The 15525-nt window shown below is 66.0% G+C and carries 12 protein-coding genes and 1 pseudogene; 2 read left to right on the plus strand and 11 right to left on the minus strand.

What is annotated here, in order from left to right; all coding sequences use genetic code 11:
• The 3 genes and pseudogenes from AC27IQ_RS10715 to AC27IQ_RS10725 all read right to left on the minus strand — a co-directional run.
• A pseudogene (locus AC27IQ_RS10715) lies at positions 1–761 on the minus strand (ATP-binding response regulator); the annotation flags it as partial.
• A gap of 10 nt (positions 762–771) precedes the next feature.
• On the minus strand, positions 772–1239 hold the full coding sequence (locus AC27IQ_RS10720) for a YchJ family protein (RefSeq protein ID WP_487089449.1): 468 nt from the start codon (positions 1237–1239) through the stop codon (positions 772–774).
• Positions 1236–1943: a DUF4197 domain-containing protein gene (locus tag AC27IQ_RS10725; protein WP_487089450.1), complete on the minus strand. Its 708-nt coding sequence runs from the start codon at positions 1941–1943 to the stop codon at positions 1236–1238. The genes AC27IQ_RS10720 and AC27IQ_RS10725 overlap by 4 nt, the downstream gene beginning before the upstream one ends.
• A gap of 119 nt (positions 1944–2062) precedes the next feature.
• Here AC27IQ_RS10725 and AC27IQ_RS10730 point away from each other — a divergent pair, with 119 nt between their 5' ends.
• The gene (locus tag AC27IQ_RS10730; RefSeq protein ID WP_487089451.1) at positions 2063–2542 is read left to right on the plus strand and encodes a DUF421 domain-containing protein; all 480 of its coding nucleotides are present in this window, start codon (positions 2063–2065) and stop codon (positions 2540–2542) included.
• A gap of 135 nt (positions 2543–2677) precedes the next feature.
• Positions 2678–3400, plus strand: a complete 723-nt coding sequence (gene pepE / locus AC27IQ_RS10735; RefSeq protein ID WP_487089452.1) for a dipeptidase PepE — start codon at positions 2678–2680, stop codon at positions 3398–3400.
• A gap of 52 nt (positions 3401–3452) precedes the next feature.
• On the opposite strand, the gene AC27IQ_RS10740 is transcribed toward pepE, so the two are convergent.
• The 8 genes from AC27IQ_RS10740 to AC27IQ_RS10775 form a co-directional block, all read right to left on the minus strand.
• Positions 3453–5093 (minus strand): HipA domain-containing protein, encoded by a 1641-nt coding sequence (locus AC27IQ_RS10740; RefSeq protein WP_487089453.1) that lies wholly within the window; start codon positions 5091–5093, stop codon positions 3453–3455.
• Between the two features lie 150 nt (positions 5094–5243).
• The gene (locus AC27IQ_RS10745) at positions 5244–6515 is read right to left on the minus strand and encodes a hypothetical protein (RefSeq protein ID WP_487089454.1); all 1272 of its coding nucleotides are present in this window, start codon (positions 6513–6515) and stop codon (positions 5244–5246) included.
• Positions 6516–6905: 390 nt separating this feature from the next.
• Positions 6906–7538: a hypothetical protein gene (locus AC27IQ_RS10750; protein ID WP_487089455.1), complete on the minus strand. Its 633-nt coding sequence runs from the start codon at positions 7536–7538 to the stop codon at positions 6906–6908.
• A 16-nt stretch (positions 7539–7554) separates the two neighbouring features.
• Positions 7555–9249 carry a hypothetical protein gene (locus tag AC27IQ_RS10755; protein ID WP_487089456.1) on the minus strand — a complete coding sequence of 565 codons (1695 nt, stop codon included), beginning with the start codon at positions 9247–9249 and terminating at the stop codon, positions 7555–7557.
• 135 nt (positions 9250–9384) lie between these two features.
• On the minus strand, positions 9385–10839 hold the full coding sequence (locus AC27IQ_RS10760) for a hypothetical protein (RefSeq protein WP_487089457.1): 1455 nt from the start codon (positions 10837–10839) through the stop codon (positions 9385–9387).
• Between the two features lie 350 nt (positions 10840–11189).
• Positions 11190–12785: a hypothetical protein gene (locus AC27IQ_RS10765; protein ID WP_487089458.1), complete on the minus strand. Its 1596-nt coding sequence runs from the start codon at positions 12783–12785 to the stop codon at positions 11190–11192.
• A gap of 307 nt (positions 12786–13092) precedes the next feature.
• Positions 13093–14223: an acyl-CoA dehydrogenase family protein gene (locus AC27IQ_RS10770; RefSeq protein ID WP_272565347.1), complete on the minus strand. Its 1131-nt coding sequence runs from the start codon at positions 14221–14223 to the stop codon at positions 13093–13095.
• 100 nt (positions 14224–14323) lie between these two features.
• A partial coding sequence (locus tag AC27IQ_RS10775; protein WP_487089459.1) for an acyltransferase family protein occupies positions 14324–15525 on the minus strand: 1202 nt, incomplete at its 5' end.

Raw genomic sequence — 15525 nt, forward strand, 5'->3', positions numbered from 1 at the left:
TTTTCCTCCAGCGCGCGCTCGGCGGCCTCCTTGGCGGCGCGGTACTGCTCTGCCAGCCGCGCGCGCTGGCGCTCCATCTCCACCTGCTGCACCACGAAGCGGCGCGATCCCCAGGCATGGCGGCACAGCACGGCGCCGTACAGCAGCATCAGCGGCAGCAGGTAGTGCCAGCGCTGCGGGAAGTACCAGTAGATCGCCAGCGTGGGCGGCAGGTAGCTGGCCGCGAAATAGCGCCAGAAGATGACCGGCACCGGGGCGAGGAACGTCGTGGCCGACGCGATGACCGCGCACAGCACCATGTACAGGAAGAGCCGGAATTCGAGCGGGGCCGCGGACATCGTGAGAAAGACAGGCAGCGTCCACATCAGCCCCGTCCCCAGGGACAGCCACTGGAAGATGCGCTCCCATTTGGGCACGGCCACCGCATCGGGCAGCGCGGCGTCGCGCTGCAGGCCGCGGCGCAGCCGCAGCAACCCCAGGGCCACGACCCCGAAGAGCACCCACCAGACGATCAGCGGACCGGGCGGCGCGAAGCGGCCGTAGAACCCCACCAGCACGCCGGGGATGACCACCGCGGCGATCTCCGAGGAGCCTCGCGAGGCCAGCGACTGCAGCAGCCGGCGGCGCACGGCCAGGTCCAGCGCCTGCCCGCCGGCCTCCTGGATCCCGCCGGCCCGGGATGCCGGCGGGCCCAGCACATCGGGGACTGCGGATACGGATGCGGAAACGGGCGTCACCGCGCCGCCGGAGGGATCGGGCATGCGGCAGCGCCTAGCGGAGGTCGCCGTCCACGTAGAACCAGCGCCCGTCCTGCCGCACGAAGCGGCTCAGTTCATGCAGGCGGTGGGCACGGCCGCCGGGCATGCGCTGGCGGGCGACGAACTCGACCTCGGCGCGCTCGCCATCCAGGTGGCGGTGCGCACGCACTTGCAGGCCCAGCCAGCGCACGCCCGGATCGAACGCCACCTGCGCGGGCCGGTGCGCGGCCTCCCAGGTGGCCAGCAGGTAGGGCGCCTGCTCGCGCACGAAGGCGGTGTAGCGCGAGCGCATGAGGCTTTCCGCATCGGGTGCGGGGGTGGTGTCGAAGTGGTCGATGTAGCGGCCGCAGCAGTCGGCATAGGGCAAGGGCCGGTGCTGCGGCGAGGGGCCGGAGGAACGGCCGCAGGGGCACGCGGCAAGGCCCTCGGGCGGGGCGGGCGGTCGTGGGGTGGCCGGGCTCACCGGCTGGGATTGCGTCATTTCAACGCCCCGAACACCTTGCGCAGGATGGCGCTGCCCGAGCCGACCGGGTCCTGGCGGATCTTCTTTTCCTCCTCGCCGATCATGAGGTACAGGCCGTCCAGGGTCTTGCCCGTGACGTACTGCGACAGGTTGGCATCTTCCTGCCGGATCAGGCCGAACCCCGCAGCCTTGCTGGCGAAGGCGTTGTACTGCTGCGTGAGCCCCACCTGCTCGATGGCGCGGTTCACCACGGGCAGGAAGCGCTCGCCCAGTGGCGCCCGGGTCCTGCGCGCGAAGAACTCGGTCACCGAGGTTTCGCCACCGGCCAGGATGCCCTTGGCATCGGTCACGGTCATCGTCTGCACCGCGCCCACCAGCAGGTCGCGGCCCAAGGGAACGGCCTGCTCGGCCGCACGGTTCATGGAGGTCACCAGTTCGTCGATGCGGCGACCCTGGCCGAAGCGGCGCATCAGCTCCGCGGCTTTTTCCAGGCGCCCCGGCAGCGCGATGCGCACCTGCGGGTTGCCCAGAAAGCCGTCGGGCCGCCCGAGCAGGGACACGGCGGCCTGCGCGCCCTGCGCCAGCGCGGCTTTCACGCCGCTGGCGGCATCGGCACCGGACAGGTCGCCCAGCGACAACGCCAGCGCTTGGCCGCGGGCGGCCAGCAGCCCCAGGGCCAGGGCCCCGGCGCCTGCGCGGTGGTGGAAGGTGCGACGCTGCATGGCGGTCCTTTGCTGCAAAAACGGAAAGCAAGAAAGCGGCCCGGCCCGGGCCCGAGGGGCGCATTCTTGCAGATGGCACACTGCACCCCGCCCATGTCGGGCGCAACTGGAGAATGGCCATGTTGGCAATGAGCGTGCCGTGGTGGGAATTCATCGTTCGCGGGGTGATCGTGTACCTCTTCCTGCTGGTCTTCCTGCGCCTGACCGGCAAGCGCCAGACCGGGCAGACCGCGCCGTTCGACTTGGTGCTGCTGCTGGTCCTGTCGAACGCGGTGCAGAACTCGATGAACGCGGGCGACAACTCCCTGGTGGGCGGGCTCATCTCGGCCCTGACCCTCATCGCCTGCCATGTGCTGCTGGCCCAGCTGACCTTCCACTTCCCGCCCCTGGCGCACCTGGTGGACGGCAAGCCGGAGGTGCTGGTGCAGCGCGGCCAGGTGAACGCCGCGCTGATGCGCAAGGAACTGATCTCCACCGAGGACCTCGCCGCCGCGCTGCGCGCCGGGGGCAGCCTGCACCTGCACGAGGTGGAGCGGGCCACCATCGAGACCAACGGCCAGATCACCGTGGTGCTGCGCCAGCGGGGCACGGGATCATGACAAAATAGGCCTCCAGCACAATATCTTCTAGGGCATATAGCTATAAATTCAATAGCACTATCCTGCCCAGGTCACTGGCTGGCTCCCTCGTCTCCCACCACCCCGCACACCCTGGACCCCATCGGAACACCCCCCATGAATCTTCTGCTCCTGAGCAACTCCAGCAGCGACGCAGGCTATCTCACCCATGCGCTGGACTGGGTCCGCGACTGGGCCGCGCTGCCCTCCGGCCCCGGCGGCGCGGATACCGGCGAGGCACTCTTCATTCCGTTCGCCGGCGTCACGCGCGGCTGGGACGACTACGAGGCGCTGGTGGCGCAGGCCCTGCGGCCGCTGGGCCTGAACGTGCGGTCGGTGCACCAGGCGGCCGATCCGCTGGCCGCCGTGCAGGGTGCGCGCCGCATCGTGGTGGGAGGCGGCAACACTTTCGCGCTGCTCGGCCACCTGCGCCGCCAGGGCCTGCTGACGGCCATGGCCGAGCGCGTGCGCTCGAGCGATGCGTCGTACCTGGGATGGAGCGCGGGCTCCAACATCGCCTGCCCCACCATCCGCACCACCAATGACATGCCCATCACCGATCCCGGCGGGCTGGACGCGATGGGCCTGGTGCCGTGGCAGATCAACGCGCACTACACAGAGGCCCATCCGCCCGGCCACCGCGGCGAGACGCGGCAGGAGCGCCTGCAGGAGTTCTGCGCGCTCAACCCCGGCACCCCGGTGCTGGGCCTGCCCGAAGGCACGGGCGTGCGGGTGCGGGGCGATGCGCGCACCCTGGTGGGCGACGTGCCCGCCCGGCTGTTCCATGGCGCGGCCACGCCCCGGCTGCTGAATGCGGGACCGTTGCCGGCCGACCTCTGAACCAGGGGCGGCGTTTAGCATCGGGCGCCAAACCGGTGCGCCAGGTGGAGGGCTAGAAGACCTGGTGCTTGGTGCGCTCGCGGCCGATGTAGCTGTTTTGCGCGGTGAAGTGCGCCTGCATCGCCGGATCAGCCCATTGGGCAGGCTCGATGACCAGGCCCTGACTCTTCAGGTGCTCGACATGCAGCCTGAGGCCGTGCAGGCGAGAGACCGTGGCATCGACCTCGTCGTCGCTCAGTTGGTTGTCCAGCATCGCGTGCAGTTCATCGTCCCCAAGGACATCCAGCATTCTCGCCATCCCGGTATCGATCACGGGGGGCAGCGCAGTGCCATGGAACGGCAGGCCACCGATCGGCCGGATATCGGACGGACTGAGCAGGTCCTTGCCGAAGCACTGATCGTTGTCGATGCCCGTGACCTTGACGTCCCCGTTCGGTCCGACGTCGATGAAGTAGTTGTTGTCATGGCGATCGACCTGGCCCGTCAGGTGGTCCAGCAACTGCAGCTTGGTGACCTCCGCGAAGACCACCGGATTTTTGAACCAGTCGGCATCGGCGTTGCGCGCCTGCTTGCCGGGTGCGCGCTCCATGAGCAGGCCGAGATCGGGGTCCAATGGGCCCCGTCCGGTGTCGAGCAGTGCCAACCGGGTGTCCGCGATCACATCGAGGCCGAGCTTCTTCGCGCAGGACAGGGTCGCGATGTTGCGGATTGCCACTTGCGGATCGTCCATGGGGATGCCGGACCACTTGCCCACCCAGCCCTCTTCCGTTGCCTTCAGCGGCTTGAAAACACTGTCTTGCGCAACGCCATCGGCGTTCTCGACCTTGAGCGCGAAGACGGAAGCGAAGCTGCCCGACGTGAGAGGCGTGGGCTTTTCCAGCACCTTGGTGTCCGTGTAGGCCAGCTGGGTGTCGGGCGTGATCTTCAGATTCAGCTGCCGGTAGAGATGATCGGCCGGGTCCGCCAACTGGCCCAGGACATCCAGCAGCAATGCTCGGTCTTCCTTCAAGACGTCCTGGCCCCAAACCCCATCCTCGACCGCCCCGCGCATCCGGTCCACGGCCAAACGGGCATCGAGCTGACCGACCCTGGCCACCGCCATCGCATCGGCACGCACCAGGGCCACGAACGCCGCTCTGCGCTGGCCTTCCATGGGTTTTGGCGATCCGTTCAGGCGCGCGCGCCATTTTTCGGCCATCGTGTTCGGGTTTTTTCGGGCCGCCCGGTCCTTCAGCCGCTTCATCGCTGCGCCCCCATGGGGCAAGGACGAATGCAAGAGCTGGTTGCGTTCGGTTTTTTCTTGCAGGCGCGCCTGCTCGAACAGCGCACCCAAGGTCGAACGCGGCACGGGGCCGGTGGCTGGCTCTGGCTGGATCTCGCTGCTGGAATGCCTCGAATGGAGGGCGGGCGAGGACGGCGCCGTGACAAAAGGCGTCAGGGAAGGCGACGCCGCGCCGGGCGAGGCAGCGGCTGAAGGCGGTTTTTCAGCCGGGGCCTTGGGTAACGCAGTGCGCAAGGGCGAAAGCTGCCCGGCCAGCCCCGAAGGCCGCGCAGGCGCGCCGCTCACCAACCCGACAGGCCCCTGCAGCGCACCGCGGGAAGGCGAAGCGGGTGTGGAGGGCACGGCGTCGAGGTCGACGCGCGGCGCACCGGGGTTGGAACCCCGGTTGATACGGAACGGGCTTTCTGGCAAGGCGACTCTCTCTGCCACCCCAAATCACAGGATGGCACCCGGAAGTGTGCGGATGAGCCCGCGCTGAAGGCCGCCGGGTTGCGAAGCCCCAGCACGGGGGGCGAAGCGGGCCGCTACGCCGGCGCCAGCCCACGTCCTGCACGACAACTCTCACCAGCTGCTTTGCAGGCCCGCGGCATAGAACGGCACCCACTGGCGCTCGCGCCCGATGTAGCTGTTGTGCTCGGTCAGCAGCTCCTTCACGCCGGGCTCTCCCCAATGTCCGGGGTCGATCACCCGGCCGATCTCGCGCAGCTGGGCAATGTGCGCCTTGACGCCCTGGTGGCGCTGTATCGCCGCGCTGATTTCAGCCTCGTTCAACTTGTCTTCGAGCATCGAACGGATATCGCCCTCCGTGAGCGCCTGGATCGAACGCTCCATGTCGGTATCCACGACTGGAGGCAGCCCCACACCCCGGAACCGGGCTTGGGCGGTGCCATCCGCCCGGGGCCGGATATCAGCGGGATCGGTGAGCTTTTGGCCAAAGCACTGGTCGTTGTCGATCCCTGTGACCTTGACCCGCCCGTCCGGCCCGATATCGATGAAATAGTTTTCATGGTAGCGGTCGGTTTGCCCCGTGAGGTGGTCGAGCAGTTGGAGCTTGGTCACCTCCGCACACACGTCCGCGCGGTCCAGCGTCTGCACGTCGGTGTACAAGGCTGGCTTGCCGGGGGCACGCTCCATGACCAACCCCAACTGGAGGTTGGAAACCGAAGGGGCTTGCCGGGTGTCGATCAACGCCACTTGCGTGTCCACGATCACGTCCATACCGAGTTTTCTGGCATAGGCAAGCGTCGCGATGTTGCGCATCGCGGTCTGCGGATCGCTCTCTGGAATGCCGGTGCCTGCGGTCGTCGGATTGTTCTTCTCCGTGGCCTTGAGGGGCTTGAAGATGCCATCGAACACCGAACCGTCCAGCTTCGCGAGACGGACCCCGAACACGGTGTGAAAGCTCCCTGATCTGAAAGCCCTGGGTGGTTCCAGGACCTGGACGTTGGTGAAGGCGGGCGACGTCTCGGGCGTGACCTTCAGGTTGATTTTTTGGTAGAGGCGGTGGATGGACAACTGGTCCAGCGCGGCCAGCAGCGCCTGCCGGTCCGTAGGCAGGATGCCTTGGCCCAGCATGCCCTCCTCTATGGCGGCGCCCAGCGCGTCGGCGGCCAACGAGGGCTCCATCGCGCCGGCCTTGGCAATCGCCATCACGTCCGCGCGCACCAATGCAGCGAATGCCGCATCGCTGTGCACATCCAAGGCTTCGGGTGCGCCTTTGAGTTGTGCATTCAATCGCTCGGCCAGCGTGGCCGGGTGCTGCCTGGCCGCGCGTTCCTTCAAAAGCTTCAGGGTTCCACCACCGCTTGGCAGGGCCGATTCGAGCAACCGCATCCGGCCGGCTCTGTCTGGCGTGTGCAGGCCGGGTGGCGATCGTCTGGTGCTTGCTGGCGAAGGGCCCGTCAGTGGGCGGGGTGCCGAATTGCGCACAGGCGAAAGCGGCCCTGCCACGGCCTGATGCCGCCGAGGTGCCAGGCCCGGTCCCAAGGGCCCCTCCAGTGCGCGGGACGAAGAGGCAACCGGCCTGGCTGGCAAGGTGCCGGGCTCGATGCGCGACGGGCCGGGGTTTTGGCTCCGGGTGACCCGAAACGGACTGTCTGGCAAGGCAACTCCCTCCGCCGTTCAAAACGCACGGCACCGGGCAGTGTGTCGGCCAACGGCACTCGCGATCCAGCCTGTGGCGAAATGGCAGCCCGGCAGCCGAAGGAAGGCGGCGCCCAGCGACTAAGTCATCGGCCCCTGCGGATTCGACCCACCCGCCAATGCCCGGCCAGCGATCACCGCCTCAAGCTCCTGAAGCACGGCCGCTCTCATGCCGCCGGCCGGGTTCCACGGCGTCTCGGCCGCGTTCTGCCCTGCGGCCACCCAGCGCCAACCCGCGTGATCAAACCGGCTCGCCGCCACCTGCAGCCGCATGCCCGGCGGTATCTTGCCGGCCGATTCGGCACGTTGCAGGTGCGACAGCAAGGCAGCGGCCCAGTCGAACATTTCAGTGATGTGCGCGCGGGCGGGCTCGGGCTCCAGGTAGGCCCCACCCCAGGGAAGCTTGATGAAAAGCGCCAACCCCTGGCCGACCAGGTAGAAATGCACCGCCCAGCTGTTGGTGCCATGGCCGTCGAAACCCACCACGGCGTAGTCCGCCACATCGGGTTGCGTTTCGACTTCATCCAGGAAGTAATGGAAATCGTAAGGGGACGAGGCCACGGGACGCGTGGCGAACCATGCCCGCCCCTGGACCTGCAATGCGCTCGCCAGCGCTGCCGGTACGGGAGGAAACGGCAGTCCTTCATCAGCGAAGAGGGTCAGGGCTGAGGGCGCGCCGGTATCGCGTTCGGCTTCGTTGGCAGAGAGGTTCATGTGGGTCGTTCAATGTCTATGGTTGGCTGGCAACCCAGGCAAGTTCGCGATCGCGGCCCAGGTAGCTGTTTTCCGGGGTGAAGAGTTCCTGGATGTCGGATCGGCCCCATTCGTGCGGCGCGATGACGCGCCCCGCCTCGCGCAATTCGACCATGTGCTGCCTGACGCCTCGGTACCGCTGGATGGCGGCATCGACCTCGGCATCGTTCAGCTTGTCTTCCAGGATCGAAACAATGCCTTCCTCCGTGAGTGCAAGGACTGCGCTTTCCATGTCCGTGTCCACCACAGGGGGGAGCGCCGTACCGCGGAGCCCCAGGCGCGACGGATCGATCGCGACGCCTTTCGGGTCGGTCCGCGGCGCTTTGGCGCCGGCTGGATCAGTCAGTGCTGCGCCGAAGCTGGTGTCGTTATCGATGCCCATGACCTTGGCCCGGCCATCGGAGCCGAGCTCGACAAAATAGTTTTTGTCGTAGCGATCCGCCTCCCCGGTCAGATGGTCAAGCAACTGGAGCTTCGTCACTTCCGCGCACACGGAGCCCTCCTTGAACACTTCCGCATCGACCTCTTCAGCCGGTTCACCACGGGCGCGTTCCATGATCAGCCCCAAGGCAGGGTTGAACGGGTCATCTCCGATGTCGATCAACGCCACGCGCGTGTCGGTGACCACATGAAAACCGATCATCTTCGCGTAGGCGACGGTTGCGAGGTTGCGCATCGCCGTCTGCGGATCTTCTCTCGATATGCCCGCCAGTCTGGCAGCCGCACTCCACTCCTCCACGTCGGGCACCTCGGAGTTCAGCGGCTTGAAAACGGCATCCAGTTCAGAGCCATCGGTGTCCTCAAGCTTGACTGCGTAAACCTTGCTGATTCGCCCCTCCCCCAGTTCCACAGGCGCCTCCAGCACCTGCGCGTTGGTGAACGCGGGCATGGTGTCGTCCGTCATTTTCAGGTTCAGCCGCGTGTACAAACGGTCGATGGCCAAGTCGTCCAGCACTTGCGTCAGCAATTCAAGATCGCTCTTCAAAATGCCTTGGCCGAGTATCCCCTCATCCAAAGCCTCGGCCATCTTGTCGACCGCCACCAAAGGATCGACCCCACCAGCCATGGCCATGGCCCACAGGTCGTCACGCACCAGCGCCTCGAACGCCGTTTTCCGGGGGCCTTCCATCGGCTTGGGGGTTCCATGGCGGATCAGAAGCAACCTGTCGGCCAAAGTGGCCGGGTGCTCTCTGGCCGCGCGCGCCTTCAATCGTTTCATGGCCTGACCGCCATCCGGCAATGCCGAGTGCACCCATTGCGCCAGCGCAGCACGGCGGGCCTGTTTGGCTTGCCGGGCCTGCTCCGCCTTCTCGGCCTTTTCTTCTCGCAGGGCCTCGTCCAGCAGTTGGCGCAGCGTCTGGCGTCGTACCGGCTGAGAAGGCGAGGTCTCGTGCGTCGGCGAGGTATGGCCGTCGGAGACATGGGGCTGGATCTCCGTCTGCGAGCGGCCGATGACCGGTTGGCGGTTCAGTGCGGACGGTGGCAACGGACTGCGCACGGGGGAAGACTGCTCACCAGCGCCCTGCAATCGCTTTGGCGCGCCCATGAGACCTTCAGGCCCCTTCAGCGCCACCGGAGTATGCGGCGCACGCGCGGGAGGCACGCCGCCAGACTCGACGCGCGGCGCATTGGGCACGGAACTGCGAGCGGTCCGAAACAGGTGATCCAGCAAAACGACTCTCTCTCTGCCGTCAAAGGGAACGGTGCAAATGAGTGTGCCGGCCAAGGGCCCCGGACGAACTCGCTGCAGCGAAGCGCGAGGTCGGCACGCGAAATGTCATGACCTTCCGCCGCAGAGCCCCGTGGCTCAAACGCCTGCCACTCGTTGAAGATCGCGTGCCAGATAGCTGTTCTGCGGAGTCATGAGCGCCTGCACCTGCGGCGTCTCCCAATCTTTCGGATCGATGACCCAGTTCTGCTCCCGCAACTGAACGATGTGCGCTTTCAAGCCTCGGTACCGCTGAAGCGCGGCGGCAATTTCCGCGGTGTTCAATTTGTTGCCGAGCATGGCATGGATGTCGTCCTCCGTCATCGCCTCAATAGCGCGCTCCATGTCGGTATCCACCACGGGAGGCAGCCCGACTCCCCGCAAGAACCTGTGCTGCGAGTCATCGGCGCATCGGGCACCGGCGGGATCGGTCAACTTCTCGCCAAAGCACTGGTCGTTGTCGATGCCCATGACCGTGGGCCGATCGTCCGCGTCGATATGGATGAAGTAATTGAAACCATGGCGGTCCCCCTCCCCCGTCAGGTGGTCGAGCAGCTGGAGCTTGGTCACTTCCGCGCGAACATCTGCCCGGGCCAAAACGCTCGCAGGCGTGCGCTCGGCCGGCTCGCCCGGGGCCAGCTCCATGAGCAGGCCCACGGAGGGATCAAACGGTTTTTTATCGACGTCGATCAGTGCCACGCGGGTATCCGGAATCACATGAAACCCGAGCTTCCTGGCGTAATCGACGGTGGCGAGATTGCGCATCACGGTCTGCGGGTCATATCTCGGAATGCCGGTCGCCCAACCGGCATAAGACCAATCCTCCCTCGGAATCGGCTTGAAGAGGGCATTCAGCACCGCGCCGTCGGTTTCCTTGAGCTTGACTTCATAGACGTGGGTGAATTCTCCAGCGCCGAACGGTTTAGGCACTTGCAGAAGGTCTGCGTCGGTAAAGGCAGGCTTGGTGTCGTCTGTCATTGCCAGATTCCACCGCCGGTAGAGACCTTCCAAGGACAGGTCACCCAATATTTCCAGCAAAAGCGCTCGATCCCTTTTGAGGATGCCTTGGCCGAAGATGCCTTCGCCGAGCGCCTCGGTCAATTGGTCGACCGCAGCCCTGGGTGCAATCTGGCCAGTGGATGCCAGCGCCCGCAGATCAGCGCGCACCAACGTTTCGAAAGCCGACCTGCGCTGGTCCTTCATGGTTTTGGGCAGTCCGGTCTGGATCGAATGCCATATCTGGGCCGCCGTCTTCGGGTGCTTTCTGACTGTGCGCTCCTTGAGCCGTTTCATGGCCTGCCCCCCGTCGGGCAGCGCCGAATGCACCAGTTGCTCCAGTGCGGCACGCCGTTGCTGACGGTCTTGCTCGGCCTTTTCGGCTTGATCAATTTTTTCCTGCCGAAGCTCCTGCTTCAAAAGTTCGCCCAGTCTCGGACGGCCAACCTTCTGCGATGGCGGAGCCGCATCCGGCCCTTGCGATGGATTGGCGCCAGAAGACAACTCTTGAATCTCACTTTGCAGTCGAATGCTGGGCTGCCTGTTCAGGGAGGGCAACGGGCTGCGAAGGGGTGAGAGTTGCTCCAACGATCCTTGGGGCCGTTTGGGCGCATGCCGGAGTCCCGCAGGACTTTCCGAAGCGAGGGGCGAAGGCGTCTCAGGAGGCTTCGGTACATCGGCGGAGGTGCGGGGCTTATTGTGTATAAGGCCTCGGGCAAGCCGGGAAGCGATATTCGACAACATGGCTTTCTTTCTGCCGCCAGAATGGTTCGGCCCGAGCGACTATGCCGAACAACAACACGGGCCTGCACGCTGCTGCGAAGCCCGCGGCCGAAAGGCGAAAAAACGAAGAGCGATTGGCAATGAGCCACTCGCAATTCGATGGCCATGCGTTGGCGATCAATGCCTCACCAGGTGGTGATTAACAGCGCATGGTCACGCTCGCGCCCCACGTAGCTGTTTTGGCTGTTCAGGAGTTGCTGCACGCCCGCATCGCCCCACTCGGCCGGATCGATCACGCGGTTGGTGGAACGCAGTTGCGCAATATGCTGCTTGACGCCTTCGTGCCGCTGGACCGCCGCGTCGATCTCGGCCTCACTCAACTTGTCTCCCAGCATCGAACGGATGTCGGTTTCAGTGAGCGCGCCAATCGATCGCTCCATTTCGGTATCCACCACCGGAGGCAGCCCCGTCCCGCGGAACCCTTTGCGCGAGGGATCATTCCGGATTCTTTCGATTCCGGCCGGGTCCGTCATTTTGTGTCCGAAGCATTGATCGTTATCGATCCCCGTCACCTTGGCACGACCGTCCGGTTCGATGTTGATGAAATAGTTGCCGGCATGGCGATCGCCTTGCCCCGTGAGGTGATCCAGCAGCTGCAGCTTGGTCACTTCCGCGCATACGTTCGCTTGCCTGAAAAGTTTTGGATCAGTGTCGGCGGCCGACTTGCCGCGGGCCCGCTCCATCACCATACCCAGTTGACGGCCTTGTCCGGTATCGATCAACGCGACGCGGGTATCGGCCACCACGCGCATGCCGAGCTTTCTCACATAGGCAACCGTGGCCACGTTGCGCATTGCGATCTGTGGATCGTCAGGCGGAATACCGGTTTCCATGGCCACCCATCCACGCTCGTCCGTGCGGAGCGGCTTGAAAATGGCGTCGATCGGAACGCCATCCGGCCCCGTCAGCTTGACCGAAAACACCGTGTTGAACTTTCCCGATCCCAGCTTCTCGGGTTTTTCAAGAACCTGGTCGTCGGTAAAGGTCAGCCGCGTATAGGGAGTGATTTTCAGGTTCAGCTCATCGTATCGGCAGTTGACGGCCCATCCTTCAAGCACTTCCAACAGCATCTGCCGGTCTTGCTCCAGGATGGAAGGGCCTGCGGTGCCATTTTTCAACGCGTTGATCATCTCGTCGATCGCGCGTGAGTTTTCGATATTGCCAGCCTCGCCAAGCGCCACGACGTCCGCCCAAATCAGATCCTCGAACGCCTCTTTGCGTTTCCCCTCCATGGGTTTGGGCTTTCCATTCAAGATGGCGTGCCATCGCTGGTCCATCGTGGACGGATGCATCCTGGCCGCGCGGTCCTTCAACCGCTTCAGTGCGCCACCGGCATTGAACAGTGCCAATCGCGCCTGCTCGGCCTCCTCCCGGCGCTCCTGAGCCAGCAATTGCCCCAGTGTCGTTCGGGGCACACGCGCGGATCGCTGGGCGCCTGCAGCGCGCTGCAGGGGATCAGACGCGCCACGGATGCCGGCGTGTGGCGGAACGAAGGCCGTATGGCGTACCACCGCAGGCAGAGGCAACGCCGATGCTGCGGCAGACGCCTTGGTGCTTGCCTGCGCCTTGCCTAACAGCGACTGTGGCAACGGGCTGCGCACGGGAGAGCCATGCTCTTGGGCGCCCGGTGGGCGCCTGGCAGCGCTGCGCAGTCCGGCTGGCGCATCCAGCACTGACGGAGAGGGCGATGCCGACCGGGATGGCTCCACGTCGGTGTGCATGCGCTGCGATCCCAGGCCGGGGTTTCGATCTATCCGAAATGATTTCTCCGGCAACATGGCTCTCTTTCTGCCGCCAAGACCTGCCGGCTTCTCAGAGCATCCGATATCTGCGCGCGCGCCAACCCATCATGGCGAAGCACTGGGCAAACCAGCGAAAAATGCAGGCCGTCCTTCTAGACTTTGAAGGAATAGCACGCCCGGACCACTCGCCCCTCACAGCGCCGGAAACCCATCCCCCGCCGCGCCTGACGGCGCGGTCAGCCCACGCGAGGATGGCCGCACCCGCACCACCACCGCGCCATCAAACTCAGGCCAGTGCGCGCTGGATGATGATCTTCTGCACGTCGCTCGTGCCTTCGTAGATCTGGCACACGCGCACATCGCGGTAGATGCGTTCCACGGGAAAGTCGTTCACCACGCCGTAGCCGCCCAGCGTCTGGATCGCCGCGCTGCACACGCGCTCGGCCATCTCGCTGGCGAAGAGCTTGGCCATGGCGGCCTCTTTCAAGCACGGCCGGCCGGCATCGCGCAGCGCCGCCGCGTGCCAGATGAGCTGGCGCGCCGCCTCGATCTGCGTGGCGCAGTCGGCCAGCCGAAATCCCACCGCCTGGTGGTTGAAGATGGGCGTGCCGAAGCTCTCGCGCTCCTTCGAATACGCCAGCGCGGCCTCGAACGCGCTGCGTGCCATGCCCACGCTCTGCGCGGCGATGCCGATGCGCCCGCCCTCCAGCGCGCCGAGCGCGATCTTGTAGCCCTCGCCCTCCGCACCGATCAGGTTCTCGGCCGGCACGCGGCATTGGTCGAACTGGATCTGTGCCGTGTCGCTGCTGTGCTGGCCGAGCTTGTCCTCCAGCCGCGCGACGGTGTAGCCCGGCGAGTCGGTGGGCACCAGGAAGGCGCTCATGCCCTTCTTGCCCGCGCCCTTGTCGGTGACCGCGATGACGATGGCCACGTGGCCGTTCTTGCCGCTGGTGATGAACTGCTTGACGCCGTTGATCACGTAGCCGTCGCCGTCCTTCACCGCCGTCGTGCGCAGGGCCGATGCGTCCGAGCCCACGTGCGGCTCGGTCAGGCAGAACGCGCCCAGCATCCGGCCCTGCGCCAGCGGCGCGAGCCAGGCCTTCTTCTGCGCGGCGTTGCCGTAGCGCATGAGGATGGCGTTCACCGGGCAGTTGGTCACGCTGATGGCCGTGCTGGTGCCGCCGTCGCCGGCCGCGATCTCCTCCAGCACCAGCGCGAGCGTCAGGTAGTCGAGCCCCGCGCCGCCGTCCTCTTCAGGCACGCAGATGCCGTAGGCGCCCAACGCGGCCAGGCCCTGGTGGGCCTCGCGGGGAAAGTGGTGCTCGCGGTCCCAGCGGGCCGCGTGCGGCCAAAGCTCGCGCTGGGCGAAGTCGCGCACCGCGTCGCGGATCATTTCCTGGTCTTGGTTCAACAGCATGCTTTTTGTCTCCGTCGTCGAAAGAAATGGCTCTGAAGGGGCCTTGAAAATTCGTTTGCCGAACCCGGCGCGTCCGCCTCGCGGTGCCGGCCAGCGCCGGCTACACCGGCGTGCCGTGCATGCGCAGGCCGCGGCGGCGCGACCAATGCTCCACCACGCGCCGCCCATAGCGCACTCCGGGCTTTTCGATGCAGAACCACGAGAACGCCGCCATGGCCAGCGTCAGCGCGAGCGACACCGCGATGCACACCGCCAGGCTCCAGCCGCGCCTGAGGCTGATTTCCGTCACGGCCTGCTGGATCGGAAAGGCGTAGATGTAGACGCCATAGGACAGGTCCTCGCGCAGCCAGCCGCCCGAGCGGCCACCGCCCACGTGCGCGGCCCAGAAGATGCCGGCCGCCACCAGGGCCCACACGCCGATCTGCACGCTCCACGCCTGCGGCGTGAACCACGCCAAGGCGCCGCCCAGCACGGCCACCGCCAGCAGCCACGGGCCGCTGCGCACGCGGTAGGCCGCGAAGGTGCAGCCGAGCAGGAACGCCACGCCGAACCCGGACACCTCCGCCCAATGGAACAGGTGGAAGAGCGCCGTGAGCCACCGCGGCCCGGCATCGACCCAGGCATCCCAGCCGGCCACCCGCGCCCACTGCCAAGATACCGCCATGAGCAGCGCAGCCACGGGATACACCCAGCGCCGCCGCGTCCATCCCGCCACGCCCGCCATCGACAGCAGTAGGTACATCAACAGCTCGTAGCGGATCGTCCACAGCGAGCCGTTCACCGACCGGGCGAAAGGGTTGTTCTCAAACACGCCCGGAAGCACCTGCACGACGGCCATCCCCACGGCGTTGTTGAGGAAATGGATCCACGTGCGGGCATCGGACCAGTACTGCGCCGTCGGCAGCTGCGTCATGGCCCAGCCCAGCACGAACACCGAGAACGCGGTCGCCACCACCAGCCCGGGAAAGATGCGCGCCACGCGCTTGGCCCAGAACACGCCGATGTCCGGCTCGCGCTCCCAGCTCTGGCACACGAGGTAACCGCTGATGAAGAAAAAGCAGTACACCGCCAGCGAGCCGAGGCTGTGTCCGGCGAAGGGCACGGGCATGCTCAAGCGGTAGAGGAACTCGCCATGCGACAGCAGCACGGCGATCGCCGCCGCCAGACGCAGCAGGTTGAAATGGTTCGCACCATGCGCGGTCGGCGCGATCACCGCCGCCCCGCGCGGGGCATTTAGCACTGCGGCGCTCACCAGTGCGCGGCCCGGCGGCCGTCGTGGTGCAGCAGCCGGCCGCGGTCGGC

The organism is Acidovorax sp. KPB24-07, from assembly GCF_057543315.1.